Genomic DNA, 22,390 nt, shown 5'->3' with positions numbered 1-22,390 from the left:
GATGAACATAGAAGAGAGGCGTTTCTATTGAAAAAGATCGTGATGCTTCTGCTGGCAGGGATGCTTCTATTTACGAGTGTGGTCCACGAAGCTGCTGCATCTGTAAAATTTACAGATCTGGAAGGGAGCTATGCCCAAGCTGATATACACAGCCTGGCTGCAAGGGGAATAGTGTCGGGGGACGGCCACGGCCATTTTTTTCCGAAAAAGCCCGTTACAAGGGCTGAATTTACGGCCATGCTGGTCCGGCTGTTAGCATTGGAGCCGGTCTACAGCAGCATCCGTGCCTTTGATGATGTCACCCCTCAGTCCTGGTCATACGGATGGATTCATGCTGCTGTTAACCTGTCCATGGTGAAGGGCAAGGAAGAGCGGAGATTTGATCCTACCAGCTGGATTACACGGGAAGAGGCAGCCGCACTTGCGGCAAGAGCGATGAAGCAGGCCTCGGACCTGACAGCCAGGCAAAGCAACCTGGCTCGGCGCTATAAGGATATGGACGACATTTCCGGCTGGGCCCGGGAAGAGGTGAACACCGTTACATCCTTGGGCTGGATGCAGGGCAGTCAAGGCGATTTCCGGCCAGGGGCTGCAATCACGCGGCAAGAGGCTGTCATGCTGCTAAGTAATATCCTTCAATCCGGGAGCGTGAAGAGAGCACTGGATTCATATGGTCAAACTGCAGCTTCAGGCATCTCCATGGGCTGGCTTTATAATGGTACGGCAGCACAATATATTGCCTACGCACAGCGGGCAGGGCTGAATACGGTATCCCCGAGATGGTACTTTCTCAATGAGGACGGATCGGTTTCCAATCATACGAATGATCAGATTCTGCAGTGGAGCCGTAAGAGCCGTGTGGCCGTGTGGGGAATGCTGGGGAATCGGTTTAACAAAGAGTCCACCCACCGGATGCTTCAAGATGCTGCTCAGCGTAAAAATGTCATTCAATCTGTTGCCGGATATGTGTCGCGGTACCAGCTCGCCGGCATTAATCTGGATTTTGAGAATGTATCTCCGCAGGATCGGGAGCTGATGACCCTGTTTGTGTCGGAGCTATCGGCTGCGCTGCATCCAATAGGAGCCGTCTTGTCGGTGGATGTCTCTCCCGATCTCGGCACGGACTGGACAGCAGCTTTTGATATGGAGGCTATTGGCTATGCCGCCGATTATACCGTCCTTATGGCTTATGAAGAGCACTGGAGCGGTTCCGCGAAGGCGGGATCCGTTGCCTCTCTTCCCTGGGTTACCTCTGCGGTAGATCAGTTATTAACGCAAATGCCAGCTTCTAAGATTATTCTTGCACTGCCGCTATATACAAGGGCCTGGAATAGAAGTGCCCCGGCCTTATCACGGGATATTACGTTAACCGAGCAGCAGCAGCTGTCGGCTCTCCCTTCTGCGCGTCTGCGCTGGGACGCCCTTGCCGGGCAGTATATCGCAGACTACACCCAGAAGGGCACCGCCTACAGCATATGGACGGAAGAAGAGAGATCTCTTACGCTCAAGCATCTTCTTGCAGCAGATCGAGGACTCGCGGGAGTCGCTTATTGGTACTCCGGTGCTGAAAATGAAGAGCTATGGAGCGCCGTCCGAAATGCGCGGAAATATCAGAGCTATGATTTCAAGTTCTAATGTAACAACCGTTTATTAGCAGGAAAATATTACAACTTGCCAAGCAGATAGTAATCATGATACATTAATGTCTCAGGTTCATTACATCTGATATGGCGGTCGTGGCGAAGGGGTTAACGCACCGGTCTGTGGCTCCGGCATTCGTGGGTTCAAGTCCCATCGATCGCCCTTTAAAGTGGAAATGGAGAGCGGAAGCTCTCCATTTTGCTATATTCATTTCCTGATGATAAGGGGATAACCATCATGGTTTCAGCATTAATTGGAAGCTTTATCTCGGCGATGGCTACGGTTCTAGGAGCCATTCCGCTTCTGTTTGTCCGGACACTTTCGGAGAAATGGAAGGATGTGCTGGTCGCCTTTACAGCGGGAATTATGGTTTCGGCGTCCACGTTTGGCCTGATGCCTCAGGCATTGGATGAAGGCGGGATGATCTCCCTAACGCTGGGCTTGCTGGCAGGTATTTTTGTGCTGGATCTGATCAGTGAGAAAATACCGAATCCGGAGACCGCCAGTTCAAAGCGCTGGGCAGAATTTGATCCCTCATCGTTACTGGTCATCATTGCATTATTTATTCATAACATTCCGGAAGGGCTGAGCACGGGCTTCAGCTATGCCAGTGAGAATGAAGGCCTGGGCTTAATGGTAGCCATTTCCATTGGGGCTCAGAATATGCCGGAGGGCCTGATTCTCGCCGTGTTCCTGATTAACAGTCAGGTGAGCCGTATGCGGGCGCTTCTGATCGTATTTATGACCGGGATTATGGAGCTGATCTCTGCGGTTGCCGGCTACTTTGCTGCAAGCTATATCGACTGGATGATCGGGTATGGTCTGGCCTTTGCTGCCGGAGCCATGATGTTTATTGTGTATAAAGAGCTGATTCCGGAGAGTCACGGACACGGTTATGAGCGGCCCTCGACGTACTCTTTTATCGCCGGCCTGCTGGTAATGGTGTACATCAGCTTCTTTTTTGGTTAAGGACAACGGTTCATAAGAAATGGAGAGGATTGACATGGCTGCAAAGCATAACAGAAGGCGGACAGAAGCCGCCCCGAACAGAAATGAAGATAAGCCCGCAACCTTGAAGGATTTACTGAATCCGGAACTGCTGGAGCAATTAAAGAAGACCTCCGCCGAGCTCAAGGCGTCGGAAGCGCAGCAGCGGGAGCAGGAGCGTCTGGAGCGCGAAGCGGCGAAGAAGGCGGAGCAGAAGCGCCTGGACAATGATTTTGAGCATTTGCTCAATCACAGCAAGATGGATTGGCATAAATATAAATAGGCGGGCGGCTCTATGGAGCCGTCCTTTTTCATGCTCATATGTTTGTTATCATATATAAAGCATGTTACAATTAGTAAGTTATAAGTACAGAAACAGTTATGGAGGGGTGCAAAATGAAAATTGAAGTATGGTCGGACGTGGTATGTCCTTTTTGTTATATCGGCAAGCGTCATCTGGAGAAGGCACTAGAGAATTTTCCTGGCAGGGAGCAGGTGGAGGTTGTATTCCGCAGCTTTGAGCTGAGCCCGGGTGCATCCTTTGAGCCTGGTGTGTCCATGACCGAGCTGCTGGCAGCGAAATATGGCATGACCCTGCAGCAGGCGGAGGACGCGAATCGGAGTGTGACGGAGCAAGCGGCACGTGCAGGCCTGACCTACCATCTGGACCGCGTTATTCCTGCGAATACGTTTAATGCGCACCGTCTGGCGCAATATGCGGACAAGGAAGGCAAGCTGGACGAGATGACAGAGGTGCTGTTCAAGGCATACTTCACCGATTTGAAGGATCTGAACGATGCAGAGCAGCTTGCAGACCTTGCCGTACAGGCCGGCTTGAATCGGGATAAAGCAGTTTCTGTGCTGGAAAGTGAGGAGTTCTCCTCCGAAGTGCTCGCAGATGAGCAGGCGGCTCGTGAAATCGGCGTCCGTGGAGTTCCGTTCTTCGTACTGGACCATAAGTTCGCTGTGTCCGGCGCACAGCCGGTCGAGGTGTTCACCCAGGCACTGCAGAAGGCGGCGGCTGAAGCGTCTCCGCTGGTGTTCGTTGAGGATGCCAACGCGGCTCCAGGCGGCAGCTGCAATGATGATGCCTGCTCCTGATTCAATCACGGCTGGCTTCCATAAAAAAATGTTGTGAAAACATCTCTAAAATCCGTTACACTATTCTTATTGAAGATTGGTAAGAAGGTGAACCTGCTTTGAATGAGATGGCTGCGGCAGACGGAATCATGTCACTGCTGAGTGAAGAATCCCTTGCCTTATTTTTAGATACCTTTCGGGAGCTTGGACCACTTCCGGGTGTTCTGCTAACCTTTATGAAGTCCTTTGTGCCGCCCTTGCCCACGGCTCTGATTGTAGGCTTGAATGCGGCGGTCTATGGGCTCTGGGCCGGATTCCTGTACTCCTGGATCGGGATTGTCAGCGGCTGTGTGCTTACCTTTTATCTCGTGCAGAAAGCCGGCAGCATCCCGCTGATCCGGAAATGGGCAGCCAAGCCCAAGGTACTCAAAGGTCAGGCCTGGATCCAGCGAAACGGCTTCAGCTACGTATTTCTTCTCAGCATTTTGCCGATAGGGCCTTTTGTGGCAATCAACATCGCTGCCGGCCTGGGAGGAATGAAAATGGGCTCCTATCTGACAGCATTGATCCCCGGGAAGGGCTTGATGGTGCTGCTCGTTTCCTTGATCGGCGCTAATGTGGAGAGCTTTATCCAGCAGCCGCTGTGGGTTCTGGTGGTGCTGGCTTCGGTGCTGTTCCTGTTGTGGGTGAGCAAGAAGGTGGAGGCCATCGTTCTGGGGAAGCAGAAGAGTATGATCGGCTGAGTGAACAGGGTGCTGAAGAAATCCGTTTTAAACAACGCAAAAAGGTCGAGGACGGCTCCGGGCGGAGCTGCTCTTCGGCCTTTTTGTGTACCTAGCGTTATGTTATAGTGCTTGAGCTTTCTTCTCTCTGAACATGAAATAGTACATGAACGATGCAGCAATATATAATACGCCGGTGATGCAGAATGTAATAGCATATCCCCAATAGCTTCCGTAGTGGGTCACGAGCGCCGCCTGTACGGGTCCCATCGTTGCCCAGCCCATCATGAAGGCGGTTTGGGTGAAGGAATTTGCAATGCCCCGCCGGTGATCCGGTACACGTTCCACGAGAATAGACGCCTGAATCGGATTGGCTGCGTTCATAAGAGCCTGGCGGAATAGAAACCCGATGGCGGCTACGGCGAATATATTGGTGAAGCCTGTGATCAGCAAAAATGGAAGCGACAGCAGCTGAAAGCACAGTACGGAAGTCACAGCTCCCAGTCTTCGGACGAGCCACGGTCCAATGAGCATCGAGAAAATGGTCATGATCTGTCCCAGTGAGATCAGGATGCCAACGGCGGACAACGAAACCTCGAAACGGTTGGTAAAATACAGATTGAGATAAGGAACCACCAGTCCAGAGCCGAGGCCAATGAGGAGCTGGGCAATCGTAAATTGGCCAATAACCTTGAGATCCTGACGGGCGCTTTGACGCCTTTGTGCTTCAGTTTGTACGGGCGCAGGAGCTTCCTGCGGTTCTTTCTCAGCCACAGCCGAGACTTCCTGCGTAAACAGCAATGGAAGGAACGCGGCCAGGGCGCTGACGCCGCCGATCATAAGCACGATGCTGAGGCTCGTCACGCGGCTAATACCGGTGAATTGAAGCAAATCAGCCAAAAACCCGCCCCCCATTCCCCCGAGCACTTGAGCTCCCAGCATGAGAGAAGCATGGTAGCTGAAAATTCTCATTCGTTCGGACTTCTTTGTGTTCTCAGCCAGAAACGGAATGGCGAGCACCTGAAACACAGAGGAAAAGATGCCGGTTACAACCGCTAATCCAAGCAGACCAGTAGATTGCTCTGTCCAGGCGCGGACGATCAGGCTGATTCCGCTGAGCATAGCTCCAATCACAAGCAGCTGTTTCCGGCTGCCGCGGTCACCCAGAAAGCCAATCGGAATAAACATAAGGGCAGTCGCCAAGGATTGGACACTGACAACCGTGCCGTTCATCGCATCGGAATATCCAATATCCCGGATGTACAGATTATACAACACTCCAAACATCCCGGTTCCAATCTGATAAAGAACATTAGCGAGAAAGAACAAGCGAATATTAATGGGAAGATTCATAAAACGTGATGCCGGCCTCTGAAAAATGCGCAAGATGCAACCTCCTACCTGATTCGACAGCTTTATTATTCTATCAGGTTCTTGGAGTTCAAGAAAGTATGAACTAAAAATTATATCTTTTCCGCACGCAGGCCAGTTCATATAAAAAGGCTTCACCGAGGAGAGTCATCGGTGAAGCCTTGTGTAAATCTATGCAATCGCGGCAATCTGATTTAAGAAGTTGTTGAACGCTGGAGAGAATTTCCGGATGCGCTCGATGTGTTCATCACGGAGCTGCCTTGGCTCACGGATGATTGGCTTGATTCGGCATTAGAGAAATACTTACCCTTCAGATCCTGAAACTGGTTCATGAGCTTCTGACGGCTGTCCTTGTTACGCAGCAAGTATGCTGCTCCTGCACCAACGGCGGTCCACAATGCTGTTTTTCTCATATCGTAATTCCTCCTTCATTTCATTTCAATTTTGTATAAGCTGTGATTCAACTGCTGTACAAGAAATTACCCGCTCTTCACATGATTAAACAGCCATATTTATGAAATCGTTCCCATTTGCGCGCTGGCTTAGCATCATATATTATTTATTCTAATAGAAGACAGTATCTAACAGATGAAAGCGAGTTGTATCATACCTATGAGATCATTAGCCTGGGTAACCGACAGCACCAGTACCTTAGATCCCAGCTTTATGGAACAAAACCATATTTATATGGTGCCTCTCCGCCTGATTTTGGGCAATCAGGAATTTCGGGAGCAGGTCGATATTTCAGCAGAGCAATTTTATGAGAAAATGCTGAACGAGCCAAAGGTAGGCAGCTCGCAGCCGCCAATCGGCGAATTTATTGAGCTGTATGAATCCCTGAAGGAGCGCTACGATGATATTATAGCTGTGCATTGCTCCTCCGGCCTGAGCGGAACCTTGAATACCTCGATCCAAGCGGCAGAAATTGCTGAGGCAGACGTGATTGCCATTGACTCCAAATTCGGCGCGTTTCCAGTCCGGGAGATGATCCAATCCGGTGTCCAGTGGCATCAGGACGGATGCTCGGCTGAGGAGATCGCAGAGCGCATCCGCAAAATGAGAGAGATGACGAAATTCTATCTCATCCCGTTTAGCCTCCAGCGACTGCATGCGGGCGGGAGAATGTCAGGCACAAAGCTCGTATTCAGCCAGCTTCTAAAGATTCATCTGCTCTTGCGGTTTGATGACGGAAAAGTCATTGTTGACGAGAAGATCCGTACGTACAAAAAAGCACGGCAGCGTATGCTGGATTACCTATCCAATGATATTGCTTCAACAAGCAAGATATGTATTATGCATGCCGGTAATCTGGAGGAGGCGCTGTCCGTACAGCGGGAGCTGAGTGAGCTCTACCCGGAGGTCCCCAGCGAGATTATGACCTTTATTCCTGTAGCCGGAATTTATGCAGGAGAAGGGACAATTGCGCTGTCCTGGATTTTGAAATCTTAATCACACACATCCTAACCGCCTGGGGCTATTGCTCGGGCGGTTTCCCTATACAGCGCGATCATTTCAAATAACTCAATTTTGTAACATAAGTTTCTAAGTCTCCGCTTTGGTTGTAATAATATTAACGTGTAGAGCCTTAAGGTTTACATCAAGCTTCCATGAGAGACGTATCTTATGTAAAGAAGCTGCCGGATCAAGCTGAACAGGAGGTCGATATCATGAAGATCATCATCACGCAAAAAGAAGCGCTGGATCGACATATTTGGGACAAGCTGATCCTCATGTTTGGTCTGCAGGACAAAGAGGATGACGTGTGGGAGAACGAGCAATTTATTCTCACGGAAGAGCAGGCGAGAGAGCTTGGTCTGATCTAGCCCTGATCCTCTAATTATATTTGAAAGGTAAGAAGTCATGAAGCGTACCTTACATATCTGTTTGTTTATGTTGGTGTTGCTGCTGGGGGTCGCTGGCTGCGATTCCTCCACCGAGGTACAGCCGGCTTCTTCGCCCTCGAAGCAAGCCGGGAACGTCTCGCCACCTGATCATAACGCTGCAGGCGATGAAGCCGGAACGTCCGGTGGAGCCCCGCCAGTTTCTCCTCCGAAGAGCGGTCTCACCGATGAGCCGGGATCAGACACTGCGAACGCTCCTCCAGCTGTGAAGCAGGGTCTAAGCCATGTAGAGCAGTGGATGCAAGAGCTCACCCTGGAAGAAAAGGTAGGCCAGCTCGTTGTAATCGGGCTGGAGGGTACAGTTCCTGATGCAACGGCGCAAAGGCTGCTGGAGCAGTATCATGTGGGTGGATTTATTTTTTTCGGGGATAATATTGAATCCGTTGACCAGACGCTGGAGCTGACCGGCAGGATGAAGCAGCTGAACGGTGATCATCCTGTTCCTTTATGGCTCAGCCTGGATGAAGAAGGCGGAAGAGTGTCCCGGCTGCCTCCAGAGCTCGATAGGCTTCCTTCCAGCGGAAAGCTGGGACAAACGGAGGATCCAAAGCTGGCTGCGGATGCCGGTACTCATATTGCGAGGCTGATGAAGGCGCTGGGGATGAATCTGGTCTATACTCCCGTGCTGGATATAAACAGTAATCCCGATAATCCGGTCATTGGAGACCGCTCTTTCGGCAGTGAAAGCGAGCGGGTGTCGCAGCTTGGGCTGGCACAAATGAAAGCGATTCGGGAAGAGGGCGTCGTTCCTGTCGTCAAGCATTTTCCTGGACATGGCGACACGGGTGTTGATTCTCATACCGGACTTCCGGTGATCGCTCATCCTTGGGAACGCTTGAAATCTAAAGAGCTGGTCCCGTTTCAAGAAGCGATTGAGCAGGGTGCTGAGGTCGTCATGGTAGCCCATTTATTAATGACGAGTATTGATCCGGATACTCCTGCTTCTCTTTCCAAACGTGTCATTCAGAATCTGCTTCGAGAGGACATGAAGTATGACGGCGTGATTATCACGGATGACTTGACCATGGGGGCTATATCTGAAGCTGGCTATGATATTGGTGATGCCGCTGTTCAATCAATCCTCGCTGGTTGTAATATCGTGCTTGTGGGTCATGATTATAAGCTGGAGGAGGCTGTTCTGAAATCCCTGCTGGAAGCTGTGCAGCAAGGCGAGATTTCAGAGGAAGTTCTGGATGAGCGCGTGAAAGCCGTGCTTCAGCTGAAGCATGCCGCAAATCTTGGAGCCATGGATGAGGAATTACAAGATCTAACTACATTAAATCAAGAAACCAAGCGGATCTGGAATGCAGTGAAGCCATAATACTAATCTTTCCAGATCGGACCGAACGGAGGTGTTGGCCATGTCAAACCTATATGTTGAACCACTCTCTTATGTGGAGCACTCCCGTCAGGGTGAGTCCTTTAATATATCTTCAGATTTATTTCATTTTCAGCAGTCGGAGCACCCAAATCCGGTAAATCCGGCTTCTCTATTTCCACGAGATGCATCGAGCTTAGGCGGAGAAAGGGAGCAAGTGACAGAGAGCGGGCCGCGTATGCTGAACATTTTGGTAGCTGAGGATAATGTGACCAATCAGCTGGTCATTACCAAGATGCTGGAAAGACTCGGGCATATGGTAACGATCGCAGAAAACGGAAAAGAAGCATTAAGCAAGGCACATAGTAGCCATTATGATCTCATATTCATGGATATCCAAATGCCCGAAATGGATGGTGTAGAGGCGGTCCGGCAAATGCGGATGCAGCTGCCCGCCGATCGAATACCTATCATTGTGGCTGTAACAGCTAACGCGCTGATGGGTGACCGTGAGCATTGCCTGACAGCAGGTATGGATGACTATCTTACAAAGCCTTTAAAAACCTCCATGCTATCAGAAGTCATCAAGCGTTATTTCGGTGAAGATGAATAAAGCAATAGGAACGTAAAAAAACCGGCCTATACATAGGCCGGTTTCAATCAGATCAAAAGTTGATAACTCACTCAAAATATGATAGAATGAAGGATAACTAATTAGTAAAGTTATGTAGTCACACATATCTAGATTAGCATATTCTATCAGAAATGTCAACAGGGGGGCATAGAATGGAAAACCGTAGCAGTGCGGATTTTGCACTGGATCGTGAGACCGTGGAGCCGGACAAGGCGGCCAGTTCTCCAAGTGAGGATTTTTCGGTGCACGATGATCTTTCGCTTCCGCCTGGCATCAAGATTAGCGATCCGGTTCGTATGTATCTTAAGGAAATTGGCAGGGTTCCTCTTCTGTCTGCAGAAGAGGAAGTCGAGCTGGCTAAGAGGATTAACGAGGGGGACGAGGAAGCCAAGCGTCGTTTGGCCGAAGCGAACCTCCGTCTCGTAGTCAGTATCGCTCGCCGTTATGCAGGCAGAGGTATGCAATTCCTGGATCTGATTCAGGAGGGGAATATGGGGCTAATCAAGGCTGTTGAGAAATTCGATTACTCTAAAGGCTTCAAGTTTAGTACGTATGCCACCTGGTGGATCCGTCAGGCCATTACGCGTTCCATTGCGGATCAAGCCCGCACAATAAGGATTCCGGTTCATATGGTGGAAACCATTAATAAGCTGGTTCGGATCTCCAGACAGCTGCTGCAGGATTTAGGCCGCGAGCCGACACCGGAGGAGATTGGCAAGGAAATGGACATCAGTCCGGAGAAGGTGCGTGAAATTCTGAAGGTGGCGCAGGAGCCCGTTTCTCTGGAAACGCCGGTCGGAGAAGAGAGCGATTCGAACCTGGGGGATTTTATTGAGGATCAGGATGCTCTTGCTCCCTCAGACGCTGCAGCATTTGAGCTGCTCAAGGAGCAGCTGGAGGAAGTGCTGGATACGTTGACAGAGCGGGAGGAGAACGTGCTCCGTCTCCGCTTTGGACTGGAGGACGGCAGAACTCGAACCCTGGAGGAGGTTGGCCAGGTGTTCGGTGTGACCCGGGAGCGTATTCGCCAGATTGAAGCTAAAGCGCTCCGCAAGCTTCGTCATCCTAGCCGAAGCAAGCGATTGAAGGATTTTCTGGAATAAAGAGTATGGCTTTGCTTAGTAATTTAAAGGTTCCCTGCCTTGCTCGGTGCAGCATGGCGGGGGCTTTTTCATTTTGGCCACAAATGGTCATGGATGTCTTCAAATTGACACCCGCGTCTGCGTTCTATCATAATATTGAAGGAAAGCCTACCAAAGGATGTGACTCTCACCTATGAACCTGCAATCATCCGTTATTGAGCAGCTGTGCAGACGGCAAACTTCTCTTGCACCCTATTCTACCTATGCCATCGGAGGGGAGGCCGGTTTTCTGGCAGAGCCGGAAACGACAGAAGAGCTCATTACCCTGTACGAGGCCGCTTTTGCCAGTGGACTGCCTTGGTACTCCTTTGGCATGGGATCCAATCTATTATTTCCGGATGCTCCTGATCCGGACCTGTTATTTATTTCTCTGAAGCGCCATTGCGAAATCCGGGAGCAGGACGGTAAATGGTATGTATCAGCCGGCACTCCGATGTCTCTGCTCTCTCTGATCGGGCTGCGGGGCGGGGATTCCCGTATGGAGCTCAGCTTTCTTCTTCCGGGCTGTCTGGGAGCAGGAATCTATATGAATGCGAAGTACAATCAGCTTCAAATAAGTGAACTGCTGGACACGGTTTATTACGTGGATACCAGCACTGAAGGATTATCGGTTCAATCTATTCATGCGTCGGCGTGCGGGTTTGGCTATAAGCAGTCTATTTTTCAGCAGAAGCCGTGGATCATTGTCGGTGCCAAGCTCAATGTAGATATTGCAGCAGAGGAGCAGCTGCTTTATGCCTCGCAATTGGTACATTCGTGGAAGACAAGAGGCTGCCATTCCTCCTCATTGCCTCAATGGTTCTCTTACATATTGGGGGAAGTTCATGCCCTGGCCGGAATCGGAATTCCAACGCCGCCAGCGATGCTGGACATCATTAAATACCGCACCAGCAGGCATCATTTCGATGCTCCTTCCTGCGGATCGGTGTTTAAGAATAATTATGATTATGGCGTTGCTGTCGGCTCTCTCGTAGAACAGTTGCAGCTGAAAGGCTTGAGCCGCGGAGGGGCTGTGATATCACCTTATCATGGCAATATGATTTTAAATCAGAATCACGCCAGTGCCGCCGATATTTTATACTTGATGGATGTTATTTCAGAAGGTATAGAGCGGAAATTCGGCTTTCTGCCCGAGCCAGAAATCGTTATCGTTTAAAGTTTCAAATGAAAATCATGGTAAAGTCATTGGAATAAGGTGAATTTGCAGTTATAATCGTTAGAGAATGAACAAGATTCGCCATTTCGGTGGCACATACACAACACTATATGAACTTTAATTGGAGGGCTTAGAACATGAGTAATATTCTCGTATTTGGTCACAAGAACCCGGACACGGATACCATTTGCTCCGCGATCGCCTATGCAGAGCTGAAGAAGGAGCTGGGTATTGGGGCTGAGGCTGTACGTCTAGGTGAGGTTAACGGAGAAACCAGCTATGCACTGAACACGTTCCATGTTGATGCACCGCGTCTGGTTGAGACGGTTGCCGGTGAAGCGAAGGACGTCATTCTGGTCGATCACAATGAACGCCAGCAAAGCGCGGCTGACATCGATCAAGTTCGAGTACTTGAGGTTATTGACCATCACCGTATTGCGAACTTTGAGACAAGCCACCCGCTGTACTACCGTGCTGAGCCGGTCGGCTGCACCGCAACGATCCTGAACAAGCTGTACAAGGAGAACGGTGTGGCGATTCGCAAGGAAATTGCCGGACTGATGCTGTCGGCGATTATTTCCGATTCATTGCTATTCAAATCTCCAACCTGCACCGAAGAAGATATTGCTGCAGCCAAGGAACTGGCGGAGATTGCAGGCGTTGATGCACAGAGCTACGGTCTCGAAATGCTGAAGGCAGGTGCGGATCTGAGCGACAAGACAATTCCTCAGCTGATCTCTCTGGATGCGAAGGAATTCAGTATGGGTAACGCCAAGGTGGAAATCGCCCAGGTAAATGCCGTGGACACGAATGATGTGCTCTCCCGTCAAGCGGAGCTGGAAGAAGCCATTTCTGCAATTATTGCGAATAAGGGACTGGATTTGTTCGTATTTGTAGTGACAGATATTTTGAACAATGATTCCGTTGCACTGGCACTAGGCAAGGAAGCTGCAGCTGTAGAAAGAGCGTATCAAGTACAGCTGGAGAACAATACCGCTCTTCTCAAAGGCGTCGTTTCCCGGAAGTCGCAGATCGTTCCTGTGCTGACGGAAGCCTTCCAGTTTTGATCTTAAGCTGGAGCTAAAGGTGTGGCATTATTGTCATTAAATTCAGAAGCTTTTGAAATTCATTTCAGCTCCAATCGGCATATACTTAATGTTGTAATTATTCTGTTTGAGGCCGATGGCCTTCGGGTAATGAAGCGTATATGTCACTTGCCTCCAATTCTAAAGGTAGGGAGAGGGCTTCAATGAAATCAAGAGTGGGTAAATGGATCCTGCTGTGCGGGTTAATTCTGATGATGACAACGACAGTCGGAGCTGCGTCTGGCAGCTCGCAATATACACCGGTAGAGCATTCGGAGCACCAGCTTGCTGTATTTATGCAGTCATTCACCAAGATGAACGGACAGCTATACGCCGTGGTAGATCGAATTGAATGGTATGAGGGAGAAGAAGCAAACGAGATCTTCCGTCAACGGGAAGGTGATGCAGACATGACTGAAGCGCCAGACGGGTATTACATTGTGAATGATCAAGAGGAACAGATTACTCTTCCTGTCAGCGACTCTGCACAAGTATTCTTGCAGCTATATGATCATACCGGAGCTTGGGAGGATGCCCAGATTATCTGGAATCAGGAAGTGAGAGTTACCAAATTCCATTCCATTTTCCAAAACGACAAGCTGATTGATATGAGTTGGTTTCCATACCATCTCACTGTTGAGAACGGTGAGGTGACTCAAATCATTCAGCAATATATACCTTAATTTGAAGTGCCGGGCGGCTGGAGTAGCCCGGTGCTTTTTTATGTTGCTTAGAGCGCGGAGAAGACCAGCCGCCTTGGCGATCCATAAACAGCTCGGCTGCCTGCTCAAAATCTGCTGCCGCGCCTAAAGGAACAGGGACGTGTAGTGACCGTTCTTCCATAAGGGCAATCAATTTCAGTTTTAAGGCTTCTCGCGGAATGCCCTTAGACTGTGCAATTTCAGCAAGGGTGGAGGTCTGTAACGCCTCGCGAAGCTCATACGACTTCATGTTCAGGTAGGCGCAAAGCTGTTTGAACAGCCCTTTCTTCTGCGATGTCTGGACAGAAGATGCAGCTTGAGAATCTGATGCTGAATCGAATGGCATTATTACTGCGAAAGGTGCAGTAGCATTTACCATAGTGGATGCATGCATGATATGCTCCTCAGCAGCTAAGCTAAGAGTACCAGCAAGCACACCGAGCTGGATGCAGATGAGTAACGGGATGGACATGGAAGCAAAGCACCGCCTTTATAAGTGGAAATCATGCTATTTATTATGGATTGAGATCCATAGAATTATGCTCCTTCCAGCACAGACTGGAGGAAGGCGAGGTTTGAAAAAGGAAGAAAGGAGCACCGTCATGGAATTAGAGTATTTTGGAGCGCAGGACCCTGCTGATCTATCGGAAGAACAACTGGAGCAATCGTACGAAGCCCTGTATCAAAATATTGGACACTGGGTAAAGCAGTCCAAGTGTATCACCCGGGTTCCTTGCAGAAGTAATTTCTCAGATGAAGATTGTGAAGTCCAGCATGATTTCTGATCCGGAGTATTCTTTGAGATCCTAGAGGACAGCAGCGGATAACGAGGACAGCCCCTTGCGAATACACTGGAATCAATCCAGCAGGGGGAGGTGCAACAAGCATGCAATGTATTCATCCATTGTCATTGGATGGCTGTCGTCCATATATTGGCCAGCAGGTCTGTGCCGTGCTTCATGATGGAACGGAATGGATGGGAACGCTGAAGAGCGTTGATCACAACGGGATTGTATTAGAGCCGCCGGGACAGGCGCATATCCTATCTCATAAGCCCGGTAAATCCGGAAAGTCCAACAAGCCCGTAAAAGCCTCCGCATACGGATATTATCCTTATTATAACCCTTATGCAGGTTTGGCCTGGGCTAGCTTGGCCTTTCTCTTCCTCGTTCCTCTTTTTTTCATCTAATTCAGAGTACTGCAAATGCCTGGGGCTATTCTTAGCTCCGGGCTTTTCGCTGTAGAGGACTTGTGATTTATCGGTTTACGAAATAGGGTAATAGACAAGGAATCCACTAGAATGCCCAGAATTAAACAGTTTGTTTTTCAGGTAATGACATGAAAGGAGCGTTAATAATGTCCAATCGTATTTTGGTCACTCCGGAGCAGCTGGATGACATCTCTTCCCGCTTCTCACTGGCAAGCCAGCAGGGCAGAGAGCTTGTGCGGCGTCTAGAGTCCAGTATCTATCAGATGGAGAGTCAATGGGAAGGCATGACGAGGGAACGATTTTTCGGAGATTATCAGCAGGCCAGGAGCACGATGAATCAGTTTGTAGCATGCTTACATAATGTTTCAACCGAGCTGAGACAGATCTCTCATCGTTTTCGATCCACAGATCTATCGAGTACGGGTATCGCTGCAGGTATAGGAGCCATTGGAGTCAGTACTGCTGCCGGGACGCTGGGGGCGGCTTCATTGGCGGGGACTACGGCAGGAGCTGCGGGCTCTGCCACTGCGGGTCCCGCTATGAGCAGCGAAAAGCTAAGCAAGCTGCTTCTGGATGGCGCTGAGGCTGAGGGCAGTGTGGTGGAGCGACGGGAAGGCGGCTGGTATGGCAAAGGAATTACGGGCTCGGCATCGGCCGGGTTAACGACCGGGGTGAGTGCAGAAGGCGCCATGGTTGAGGCAGGATATGAGAATGACTATGTTCAGGGCTCTGTCAGTCTTGCCAAGGCGGAGGTCGAGGCCCAGGTGAAGAACGGAAATCTGGAGATTGGTGCCGAGGCGACTCTGAACAAGTATGAAGGCGGATTTAATATTCCGCTTCCGTTTACCGGTAAGGAGCTTAATATCGGCGGCTCGGCATCGCTGGGAGTCGTTGGCGGCTCTGCCGAGGTCGGAAAAAGCGGTTTGAAATTTCATATTCCTCTTGGCCCTGGAGTCAGCCTTGTCGGCGTAGGAGGCAACGTGACCGTCGAATAAGGAAGATCCACAGCAAGGTATGGAAGGGAGAGGCCAGGCCGTGCATAGCCGGTTTAAAGTAATTATGATCAGCATCGCTGTCGTCGGCGTACTGGGCACCATTATTCCCAATTTGGCTGATCCAGCGCTGCAGGTTAGAGAAAAGGCCGTGATTTGCATTTCCTTGGGGGTCTTCATTCCCCTTGTGACTGCCGCGGTATACAAAGTAGGAACAATGCTCATGAAGGAGAAATGAACATGGAAGCTGTACAAGAGAAGCTGCTGCCGATCGGGTCGGTGGTCAAATTTAAGGACTGGGACCAGAATCTGATGATCTACGGGCGAATGCAGAACGACTCCAAGAGCGGAAAACGTTGGGATTATGTCGCCTGCTTTTATCCGCACGGAAATTTAACGGCGGATTCCAATGTATTTTTTAATCATAAGGATATCTCTGAGGTCGTATTTCAAGGCTATGTCAATGAAGAGGAGCAGCAGTTCCGGGAGGCTCTGCTGGAGGGCATTGCGAAGGCGGATCAATCCAGCTCGGCGCAATAACCATTGAACATCCGTTAGTAAGTTACTTTGATTACGGTGTCATGAAAAAAGCTTATATTGGTGTTATCTGTGTGAACCAAGCACAGCACCAATATGAGCTTTTTATTTATTTTTAATTCATTCCGTAAAATCTTTAAAACAAACATAAACAAGTATATTCAAAACTAATCGGGCGTGTTATAATGAGATAAATCCGAATATTGAGGTGGAGAGGAGATCGTCAATGAGTAATATTGATAATTCAAATGTTTTCAAAGATATTCAAAACAACAGCCAGCTTGAAAAGCTGGTAAGACGCTCTAACCAAATTGGCTCAGACCGTACGGTTTGCAACTGGGGAGGAGGAAATACCTCCAGCAAAATGGTTATTCAAGATTTCCGGGGGCGGGACGTTGAGGTCATGTACGTCAAGGGAAGCGGGTCGGATCTAGCTAGTATGAAGGCTTCCAACTTTACAGGTCTTCGTATGGAGGATATTAAACCGCTCATGGAGCGCGACAGCATGACAGATGAAGAAATGGTGGCTTATCTCGCGCAATGTATGGTAGATGCCAAAGCTCCAAGAGCGTCCATTGAAACGCTGCTGCATGCATTCCTTCCCTTTCAGCATATCGATCATACCCACCCCGACTCCATTATCAGCTTATGCTGTGCAGATCGAGGCAAGGAGCTCGCCCAAGAAATTTTCGGAGATCGATTTGTTTGGGTTCCCTATATTAGACCGGGCTTTACTCTCTCCAAAATGATCGCAGAAGGTGTAGCTGGAAACCCGAACGCTGAGCTTGTACTTATGGAAAAGCATGGACTGGTCACTTGGGGAGATACCTCGGAAGAATGCTATGCCCAGACGATCAAGGTTATTAAAGAGGCAGAGGCTTTTATTGAAGCTCATGTGGAGCAGGAGCAGCTATTTGGAGGCGAGAAATATAAGGCACTGCCTGCCGAAGAGCGGAAGCGAGTTGCTGCAGCCATTATGCCTGTAATTCGCGGTGCAGTATGCGACAGTAAAAAAATGATTCTTACATTTGACGATGCAGAGGATGTGCTGACATTCGTCGGTGGGAAAAATTCTGCAGAGCTGTCTCAGGTCGGCGCAGCCTGTCCAGATCATCTCGTTCATACCAAAGTCGTTCCTCTGTTTGTGGACTGGACACCTGACGCCGAAGATGTGGAAGGACTGAAGTCCAGGCTAATTGAAGAAATAGAAGCCTACAAGCAGCACTATGCTGATTATTTTGAGCGTAATCATAACGATGGGGATGTCATGTTCGAAGCCGCACCGCGCGTGATTCTAATCCCAGGTGTCGGCATGATTAACACAGGAAAAAGCTGGGCAAATTCACGGGTAAGTGGTGCTTTATATCATCGTGCAATTGCAGTTATGCGCGGTGCTACCACGCTTGGGAATTTTGTATCCTTGACTGAGAATGAGTCCTATAACGTGGAATATTGGCCACTCGAGCTTTACAAGCTCTCTTTAGCTCCTGCTGAAGCGGAATTTTCCCGAAAGGTTGCTTTTATAACGGGGGGAGCTGGCGGGATCGGCAGTGAAACAGCTAGACGTCTGGTACAAGAAGGGGCACATGTGGTGCTGGCGGATCTGAATGCAGAAGGTGCCAAGCAGGTTGCTGAAGAAATTAATGCAGTGTATGGAGAGAACATGGCTTATGCTGTGAAGATGGATGTGACGGATGAAGAAGCGGTTCGCCAGGCTTACACGGAGGCTGCGATACAATACGGCGGCGTGGATATCCTTGTCAACAATGCGGGCTTGGCGACATCCAATGCATTTGAGGAAACCTCGCTCAAGGAATGGAACCTGAATATGAACGTACTCGGAACCGGTTATTTCCTGGTCGCACGGGAAGGTTTCAAAATGATGAAGGCTCAAAATACTGGGGGCAGCATGGTATTTGTCGGCTCTAAAAACTCTATATATGCCGGCAAGAATGCCAGTGCATACAGCTCTGCGAAAGCGCTTGAAGCGCATCTGGCCCGCTGCATTGCTGCCGAAGGGGGACCCTACGGTATACGAGTGAACACCGTTCTCCCGGATGCGATCCTGCAAGGTTCTGCCATCTGGAATTCCAGTTGGCGAAATGAACGTGCAGCGGCGTATGGTATTGAACCGCATGAGCTCGAAGAATATTACCGGAAGCGCACCACGTTATTGGTCAATATTTACCCCCGAGATATTGCAGAGGGCATTGCATTTTTCGCCTCCTCCAAAGCCGAGAAGACGACGGGCTGCATGCTGACCATCGACGGCGGTGTACCCGCTGCGTTCACTCGGTAAATACCGTTATTGGGAGGGACTAAAGTTGAGGAAAGAAACTGCTCAAAGCTATGATTATGCCAAGCAATTGTATGCAGCCCATGGAATTGATACGGAGAAGGTGCTCCAGGAGCTTGAAAAGGTTAAAATCTCTATCCATTGCTGGCAGGGCGATGATGTGCGTGGATTTTTATTCCGAGATAAAGAACTCACGGGAGGCATATCCGTTACTGGACAATATCCTGGAGCCGCCCAGACGGCAGTACAGCTTCGTCAGGATTTGGAGAAAGCGTTATCCTTAATTCCGGGAAAGCATAAAATCAATCTCCATGCGATTTATGCCGACACGGAGGAAGAGGTTGATCTGGATTCCTTGGAGCCTAAGCACTTTCAAAATTGGGTGAACTGGGCAAAAGAACAGGGGCTGGGCCTGGATTTCAATCCAACCTGCTTCTCCCACAAAAATTCCAGTGATGGATTTACCCTTAGCCACAGCGATCCGAAGATTCGCAGATTCTGGATTGAGCATTGCCAGGCTGCGCGTAGAATTGGTGCCCATTTTGGAGAGCAGCTGGGGCAGACCTGTGTGACAAATATATGGATTCCAGACGGCTACAAGGATGTTCCCGCAGATCGTCTGGCTCCTCGACAGCGGCTGAAAGCATCGTTGGATGAAATATTCAAGGAGGAGCTTGACCCGCAATTTAACCTTGACGCGGTAGAGAGTAAGCTGTTTGGAATTGGCTCAGAGGCCTATGTTGTCGGGTCTCATGAATTTTATATGGGCTATGGGATACTGAACAACAAGCTGATCTGTCTGGATTCCGGTCATTTTCACCCTACAGAAGGCATTGCCGGTAAGCTTTCTTCGCTTTCACTGTTTACAGAGGGGATTCTGCTGCATGTCAGCCGTCCGATGCGTTGGGACAGCGACCATGTCGTGACGATGGATGACGAGCTTGTGGAGATCGGAAGAGAGCTGGTTCGCGGGAACCTTCTGGATAAAACGCATGTGGGTCTGGATTTTTTTGATGCCAGTATTAACCGGATTGCTGCCTGGGTGATCGGGACACGCAATACATTGAAAGGCATACTTAGAGCCATGCTGGAGCCTATCGAGTTACTGAAGGCTGCAGAACATGAGGGGGATTATACGACACGCTTGACACTTCTGGAAGAGTTCAAGGCCTACCCTTTTGGTGCCGTGTGGGATTATTATTGTGAATCGCATGGAGTGCCCGTCCGGGAAGAGTGGCTGACAGAAGTAAAGTCTTATGAGAAAAATGTTCTGCTGCCACGAAATTCGTGATGTAGCTCATTCTATGGAAGCGTTAGAGAGGGATGACAAGCATGAGTACAGCATTGGCATTTGATCTGGGCGCGAGCAGTGGCAGAGCACTGCTTGGTCGATTGGACAACGGTAGATTGTTCGTTGAAGAGCTGCATCGTTTTCCCAACGATCCAGTCCTTGTTTCCGGAAGGCTGCACTGGGATATTCTCAGGCTGTACCATGAAATAAAGCAAGGCCTGCTGGCGGCTAAGGAACACGCAAGCGCACCGAGCTCGGTTGCCATTGATTCTTGGGCTGTCGATTTCGGATTCATCGGAACAGACGGAGAACTACTGCGCAATCCATACCATTACCGCAATTTTCATAGCCCAGAAATGATGGAAGAAGTTCTAAGCATGGTCTCCAAATCAGAGATTTACAGCAAGACCGGCATTCAGTTTCTGCCCTTTAATACGATCTATCAGCTGTACTCTATAAGAAAACATCAGCCCGAGCTGCTTGCCGGTGCAAAAAAGCTGCTCATGATTCCTGATTTGTTACGTTATTTCTTGACGGGTGAAATGTACAGTGAGTTTAGTAACGCCTCAACGACCCAAATGTATAACCCGCTTCTGGGAAACTGGGATCAGGAGCTGATCAGCAAGATTCAGCTTCCTTTGAATATTTATCCTCCGGTACTTCAATCCGGAGAGAACGCGGGAAATATTCGGGCTTCAGTTATTCAGGAGCTTGGCCTCAACGGCATGACACTTTATACTGCAGCGGAGCATGATACAGGCTCTGCTGTAGTATCTGTACCTGCTCTGCAGCACCAATTCGCTTATCTAAGCTGCGGAACCTGGTCCCTAATCGGAACGGAGATTGACCATCCTATGATGACTCCCGAGGCGCTGGAGCTAAACTTCACCAATGAAGGAGGGGCTTGTGGAACATACCGTCTCCTCAAAAATATTATGGGCTTGTGGATCCTGCAAGAAAGCAGACGTGTCTGGGCGAACAAAGGGGCTTTGTATTCCTTTCCGGAATTAGTTAAGATGGCAGAAGAAGCGGAGCCTTTTGTTACCGTTATCGACCCCGATCATGATCTCTTTCTAACCCCGGGAGATATGCCGTCACGCATTCAAGAATTAGCTAAGCGAACGGCACAGCCGGTACCAATAACGCCGGGCGAAATCACACGCTGCATTTTAGAGAGCCTGGCCCTGAAATACCGCTTGACACTGGACGAAACGGAGCGGGTGTCAGGACGTGTGTTTGATGGACTCCATATGGTAGGCGGAGGCATTTACAATGAGCTGCTGTGTCAATGGACAGCGAATGCCATCGGCCGACCCGTATGGGCAGGCCCCGCTGAAGGCAGCGCGATCGGGAATCTTGCGATCCAGTTTATTGCACGAGGCGAGTTCTCCGGTATCATGGAAGCGAGAAGAGTGATCCGTAATTCTGTTGAAGTCAAGGAATATGAGCCTCAGCAAATACAGAGGTGGGAGGAAGCTTACCAAGCATTTCGACAGAACGCTGGAATTTCTAAATAAATTTATTGATAAAGGGATGGAACGGGATGTTGGTTGTAGAGCGATACGAAAAAATAGTGCAGCTTGTCAATGAGCGGGGCAGCATTCGAGTGAGCGAATTAAGTGAGATTTGTGGAGTGACAGAGGAGACGATCCGGCGTGATTTGGACCGACTTGAAAGATCCGGTCAGCTGCGCCGTTCTCATGGAGGCGCGGTCAGCGTTCATAGTCATTCTGCTCCCGGACGATCCCAGCCAGAGACGCCGTTTTTCGAAAGGGAAGTCGCGAATGCAGCGGAGAAACAGCGGATCGCTGAAGCGGCAGTCAAGCTGATACAGCCACATCACAAAATTCTGTTAGATGCCAGCTCTACTGCGTGGTACGTTGCTCAACTTATCCCGGATATTCCGCTTACAGTGTTGACCAATTCAATGAAGGCCGCAGCTGAATTAGGAGGCAAGGAAAAGATTGAAGTCATATCCGTTGGAGGGATTATGGCTCATCGTTCTCTTTCTTTTGTGGGGCCTCTAGCTGAGCGGGCGCTCGATTCCTATTACGTAGATTTGGCGTTTATGTCTTTCAAAGGAGTGCATCTAGAGCGAGGGTTAAGCGAATCCAATGAGCTTCAAGCCAGAGTCAAGCACAAGATGATCGGAATTGCCGAGAAGGTTGTATTGCTGGCTGATTCGAGCAAGTTTGGCATTCTTGCATTTAAGCAGGTGGCAGATCTGAAAAGCGTGGATACGATCATTACAGATGAGCGGGTGCAGCCCGAGAGCCTGCAAGCCTGCAAAGAGCTTGGGATTAAAGTGATTCCGGTATAAATTAAA

25 protein-coding genes and 1 tRNA gene are annotated in these 22,390 nt (G+C 49.6%); 23 read left to right on the top strand and 3 right to left on the bottom strand.

The annotated features are described in order from the left end of the window. Positions 1-27: 27 nt before the first annotated feature. From ACH6EH_RS14475 to ACH6EH_RS14450, 6 genes are all read left to right on the top strand, one after another. A complete protein-coding gene (locus tag ACH6EH_RS14475; protein ID WP_397332847.1) occupies positions 28-1,635 on the top strand; it encodes an S-layer homology domain-containing protein in 1,608 nt (535 codons plus the stop codon). A 95-nt stretch (positions 1,636-1,730) separates the two neighbouring features. Continuing rightward, a tRNA-His gene (locus tag ACH6EH_RS14470) sits at positions 1,731-1,803 on the top strand. Positions 1,804-1,878: 75 nt separating this feature from the next. After that, positions 1,879-2,610, top strand: a complete 732-nt coding sequence (locus ACH6EH_RS14465; RefSeq protein ID WP_138225977.1) for a ZIP family metal transporter — start codon at positions 1,879-1,881, stop codon at positions 2,608-2,610. 34 nt (positions 2,611-2,644) lie between these two features. Next, on the top strand, positions 2,645-2,911 hold the full coding sequence (locus ACH6EH_RS14460) for a YqkE family protein (RefSeq protein ID WP_397332846.1): 267 nt from the start codon (positions 2,645-2,647) through the stop codon (positions 2,909-2,911). A 113-nt stretch (positions 2,912-3,024) separates the two neighbouring features. Continuing rightward, the gene (locus tag ACH6EH_RS14455; RefSeq protein ID WP_397332845.1) at positions 3,025-3,729 is read left to right on the top strand and encodes a DsbA family oxidoreductase; all 705 of its coding nucleotides are present in this window, start codon (positions 3,025-3,027) and stop codon (positions 3,727-3,729) included. A gap of 107 nt (positions 3,730-3,836) precedes the next feature. Beyond that, positions 3,837-4,451 (top strand): TVP38/TMEM64 family protein, encoded by a 615-nt coding sequence (locus ACH6EH_RS14450; RefSeq protein ID WP_397332896.1) that lies wholly within the window; start codon positions 3,837-3,839, stop codon positions 4,449-4,451. 102 nt (positions 4,452-4,553) lie between these two features. Here ACH6EH_RS14450 and ACH6EH_RS14445 read toward each other — a convergent pair whose 3' ends face one another. After that, positions 4,554-5,816, bottom strand: a complete 1,263-nt coding sequence (locus ACH6EH_RS14445; protein ID WP_397332844.1) for an MFS transporter — start codon at positions 5,814-5,816, stop codon at positions 4,554-4,556. A gap of 179 nt (positions 5,817-5,995) precedes the next feature. Then, a complete protein-coding gene (locus ACH6EH_RS14440) occupies positions 5,996-6,214 on the bottom strand; it encodes a hypothetical protein (RefSeq protein ID WP_138225974.1) in 219 nt (72 codons plus the stop codon). Between the two features lie 199 nt (positions 6,215-6,413). Here ACH6EH_RS14440 and ACH6EH_RS14435 point away from each other — a divergent pair, with 199 nt between their 5' ends. From ACH6EH_RS14435 to ACH6EH_RS14400, 8 genes are all read left to right on the top strand, one after another. Further along, positions 6,414-7,250 (top strand): DegV family protein, encoded by an 837-nt coding sequence (locus ACH6EH_RS14435; RefSeq protein WP_397332843.1) that lies wholly within the window; start codon positions 6,414-6,416, stop codon positions 7,248-7,250. 218 nt (positions 7,251-7,468) lie between these two features. Beyond that, a complete protein-coding gene (locus ACH6EH_RS14430) occupies positions 7,469-7,624 on the top strand; it encodes a hypothetical protein (RefSeq protein ID WP_175415279.1) in 156 nt (51 codons plus the stop codon). Positions 7,625-7,691: 67 nt separating this feature from the next. Beyond that, positions 7,692-9,023: a beta-N-acetylhexosaminidase gene (gene nagZ, locus ACH6EH_RS14425; RefSeq protein ID WP_397332842.1), complete on the top strand. Its 1,332-nt coding sequence runs from the start codon at positions 7,692-7,694 to the stop codon at positions 9,021-9,023. Positions 9,024-9,258: 235 nt separating this feature from the next. Further along, complete coding sequence (locus ACH6EH_RS14420) at positions 9,259-9,633, top strand: response regulator (RefSeq protein ID WP_397332841.1); 375 nt, start codon at positions 9,259-9,261, stop codon at positions 9,631-9,633. A 173-nt stretch (positions 9,634-9,806) separates the two neighbouring features. Then, complete coding sequence (gene rpoD, locus ACH6EH_RS14415) at positions 9,807-10,757, top strand: RNA polymerase sigma factor RpoD (protein ID WP_138225971.1); 951 nt, start codon at positions 9,807-9,809, stop codon at positions 10,755-10,757. Positions 10,758-10,929: 172 nt separating this feature from the next. Continuing rightward, positions 10,930-11,952 (top strand): UDP-N-acetylmuramate dehydrogenase, encoded by a 1,023-nt coding sequence (locus ACH6EH_RS14410; protein ID WP_397332840.1) that lies wholly within the window; start codon positions 10,930-10,932, stop codon positions 11,950-11,952. Between the two features lie 137 nt (positions 11,953-12,089). Then, on the top strand, positions 12,090-13,019 hold the full coding sequence (locus ACH6EH_RS14405) for a manganese-dependent inorganic pyrophosphatase (protein WP_397332839.1): 930 nt from the start codon (positions 12,090-12,092) through the stop codon (positions 13,017-13,019). Between the two features lie 182 nt (positions 13,020-13,201). Next, the gene (locus tag ACH6EH_RS14400) at positions 13,202-13,720 is read left to right on the top strand and encodes a hypothetical protein (protein ID WP_397332838.1); all 519 of its coding nucleotides are present in this window, start codon (positions 13,202-13,204) and stop codon (positions 13,718-13,720) included. On the opposite strand, the gene ACH6EH_RS14395 is transcribed toward ACH6EH_RS14400, so the two are convergent. Further along, positions 13,698-14,210, bottom strand: a complete 513-nt coding sequence (locus ACH6EH_RS14395) for a hypothetical protein (RefSeq protein ID WP_397332837.1) — start codon at positions 14,208-14,210, stop codon at positions 13,698-13,700. The genes ACH6EH_RS14400 and ACH6EH_RS14395 overlap by 23 nt on opposite strands. 103 nt (positions 14,211-14,313) lie before the next feature. Here ACH6EH_RS14395 and ACH6EH_RS14390 point away from each other — a divergent pair, with 103 nt between their 5' ends. The 9 genes from ACH6EH_RS14390 (at position 14,314) to ACH6EH_RS14350 (ending at position 22,384) form a co-directional block, all read left to right on the top strand. Beyond that, positions 14,314-14,523, top strand: a complete 210-nt coding sequence (locus tag ACH6EH_RS14390) for a hypothetical protein (RefSeq protein WP_397332836.1) — start codon at positions 14,314-14,316, stop codon at positions 14,521-14,523. A gap of 101 nt (positions 14,524-14,624) precedes the next feature. Further along, entirely contained in the window at positions 14,625-14,927 is a 303-nt protein-coding gene (locus ACH6EH_RS14385) for a hypothetical protein (RefSeq protein ID WP_397332835.1), read from the top strand. 167 nt (positions 14,928-15,094) lie between these two features. Next, positions 15,095-15,943, top strand: coding sequence for a WXG100 family type VII secretion target (locus tag ACH6EH_RS14380; RefSeq protein ID WP_397332834.1), 849 nt, complete (start codon positions 15,095-15,097; stop codon positions 15,941-15,943). 19 nt (positions 15,944-15,962) lie between these two features. Continuing rightward, positions 15,963-16,178, top strand: a complete 216-nt coding sequence (locus tag ACH6EH_RS14375) for a hypothetical protein (RefSeq protein WP_397332833.1) — start codon at positions 15,963-15,965, stop codon at positions 16,176-16,178. Between the two features lie 2 nt (positions 16,179-16,180). Then, positions 16,181-16,480: a DUF4176 domain-containing protein gene (locus tag ACH6EH_RS14370; protein WP_397332832.1), complete on the top strand. Its 300-nt coding sequence runs from the start codon at positions 16,181-16,183 to the stop codon at positions 16,478-16,480. Positions 16,481-16,703: 223 nt separating this feature from the next. Further along, positions 16,704-18,776, top strand: coding sequence for a bifunctional aldolase/short-chain dehydrogenase (locus tag ACH6EH_RS14365; RefSeq protein WP_397332831.1), 2,073 nt, complete (start codon positions 16,704-16,706; stop codon positions 18,774-18,776). A gap of 25 nt (positions 18,777-18,801) precedes the next feature. Continuing rightward, positions 18,802-20,064 carry an L-rhamnose isomerase gene (gene rhaA / locus ACH6EH_RS14360; protein ID WP_397332830.1) on the top strand — a complete coding sequence of 421 codons (1,263 nt, stop codon included), beginning with the start codon at positions 18,802-18,804 and terminating at the stop codon, positions 20,062-20,064. A gap of 41 nt (positions 20,065-20,105) precedes the next feature. Then, positions 20,106-21,581: a rhamnulokinase gene (locus tag ACH6EH_RS14355; RefSeq protein ID WP_397332829.1), complete on the top strand. Its 1,476-nt coding sequence runs from the start codon at positions 20,106-20,108 to the stop codon at positions 21,579-21,581. A gap of 26 nt (positions 21,582-21,607) precedes the next feature. After that, on the top strand, positions 21,608-22,384 hold the full coding sequence (locus ACH6EH_RS14350; protein ID WP_397332828.1) for a DeoR/GlpR family DNA-binding transcription regulator: 777 nt from the start codon (positions 21,608-21,610) through the stop codon (positions 22,382-22,384). The last annotated feature ends 6 nt before the right edge of the window (positions 22,385-22,390 follow it).

Source organism: Paenibacillus sp. JSM ZJ436 (assembly GCF_044383795.1).
Taxonomy (GTDB): Bacteria; Bacillota; Bacilli; order Paenibacillales; family Paenibacillaceae; genus Paenibacillus_AQ; species Paenibacillus_AQ algicola.
Note: the sequence above shows the minus strand (reverse complement) of the source record. Positions and strands in the feature narration are given on the sequence as shown.

What these genes read in the sequence shown, in the direction of transcription:
- ACH6EH_RS14465 (WP_138225977.1), top strand. Translation starts at nt 1,879, where the DNA reads ATGGTTTCAGCATTAATTGGAAGCTTTATCTCGGCGATGGCTACGGTT.
- ACH6EH_RS14460 (WP_397332846.1), top strand. Translation starts at nt 2,645, where the DNA reads ATGGCTGCAAAGCATAACAGAAGGCGGACAGAAGCCGCCCCGAACAGA.
- ACH6EH_RS14455 (WP_397332845.1), top strand. Translation starts at nt 3,025, where the DNA reads ATGAAAATTGAAGTATGGTCGGACGTGGTATGTCCTTTTTGTTATATC.
- ACH6EH_RS14450 (WP_397332896.1), top strand. Translation starts at nt 3,837, where the DNA reads ATGGCTGCGGCAGACGGAATCATGTCACTGCTGAGTGAAGAATCCCTT.
- ACH6EH_RS14440 (WP_138225974.1), bottom strand. Translation starts at nt 6,214, where the DNA reads ATGAGAAAAACAGCATTGTGGACCGCCGTTGGTGCAGGAGCAGCATAC.
- ACH6EH_RS14435 (WP_397332843.1), top strand. Translation starts at nt 6,414, where the DNA reads ATGAGATCATTAGCCTGGGTAACCGACAGCACCAGTACCTTAGATCCC.
- ACH6EH_RS14430 (WP_175415279.1), top strand. Translation starts at nt 7,469, where the DNA reads ATGAAGATCATCATCACGCAAAAAGAAGCGCTGGATCGACATATTTGG.
- nagZ (WP_397332842.1), top strand. Translation starts at nt 7,692, where the DNA reads ATGTTGGTGTTGCTGCTGGGGGTCGCTGGCTGCGATTCCTCCACCGAG.
- ACH6EH_RS14420 (WP_397332841.1), top strand. Translation starts at nt 9,259, where the DNA reads ATGCTGAACATTTTGGTAGCTGAGGATAATGTGACCAATCAGCTGGTC.
- rpoD (WP_138225971.1), top strand. Translation starts at nt 9,807, where the DNA reads ATGGAAAACCGTAGCAGTGCGGATTTTGCACTGGATCGTGAGACCGTG.
- ACH6EH_RS14410 (WP_397332840.1), top strand. Translation starts at nt 10,930, where the DNA reads ATGAACCTGCAATCATCCGTTATTGAGCAGCTGTGCAGACGGCAAACT.
- ACH6EH_RS14405 (WP_397332839.1), top strand. Translation starts at nt 12,090, where the DNA reads ATGAGTAATATTCTCGTATTTGGTCACAAGAACCCGGACACGGATACC.
- ACH6EH_RS14400 (WP_397332838.1), top strand. Translation starts at nt 13,202, where the DNA reads ATGAAATCAAGAGTGGGTAAATGGATCCTGCTGTGCGGGTTAATTCTG.
- ACH6EH_RS14395 (WP_397332837.1), bottom strand. Translation starts at nt 14,210, where the DNA reads ATGTCCATCCCGTTACTCATCTGCATCCAGCTCGGTGTGCTTGCTGGT.
- ACH6EH_RS14385 (WP_397332835.1), top strand. Translation starts at nt 14,625, where the DNA reads ATGCAATGTATTCATCCATTGTCATTGGATGGCTGTCGTCCATATATT.
- ACH6EH_RS14380 (WP_397332834.1), top strand. Translation starts at nt 15,095, where the DNA reads ATGTCCAATCGTATTTTGGTCACTCCGGAGCAGCTGGATGACATCTCT.
- ACH6EH_RS14375 (WP_397332833.1), top strand. Translation starts at nt 15,963, where the DNA reads ATGGAAGGGAGAGGCCAGGCCGTGCATAGCCGGTTTAAAGTAATTATG.
- ACH6EH_RS14370 (WP_397332832.1), top strand. Translation starts at nt 16,181, where the DNA reads ATGGAAGCTGTACAAGAGAAGCTGCTGCCGATCGGGTCGGTGGTCAAA.
- ACH6EH_RS14365 (WP_397332831.1), top strand. Translation starts at nt 16,704, where the DNA reads ATGAGTAATATTGATAATTCAAATGTTTTCAAAGATATTCAAAACAAC.
- ACH6EH_RS14355 (WP_397332829.1), top strand. Translation starts at nt 20,106, where the DNA reads ATGAGTACAGCATTGGCATTTGATCTGGGCGCGAGCAGTGGCAGAGCA.
- ACH6EH_RS14350 (WP_397332828.1), top strand. Translation starts at nt 21,608, where the DNA reads ATGTTGGTTGTAGAGCGATACGAAAAAATAGTGCAGCTTGTCAATGAG.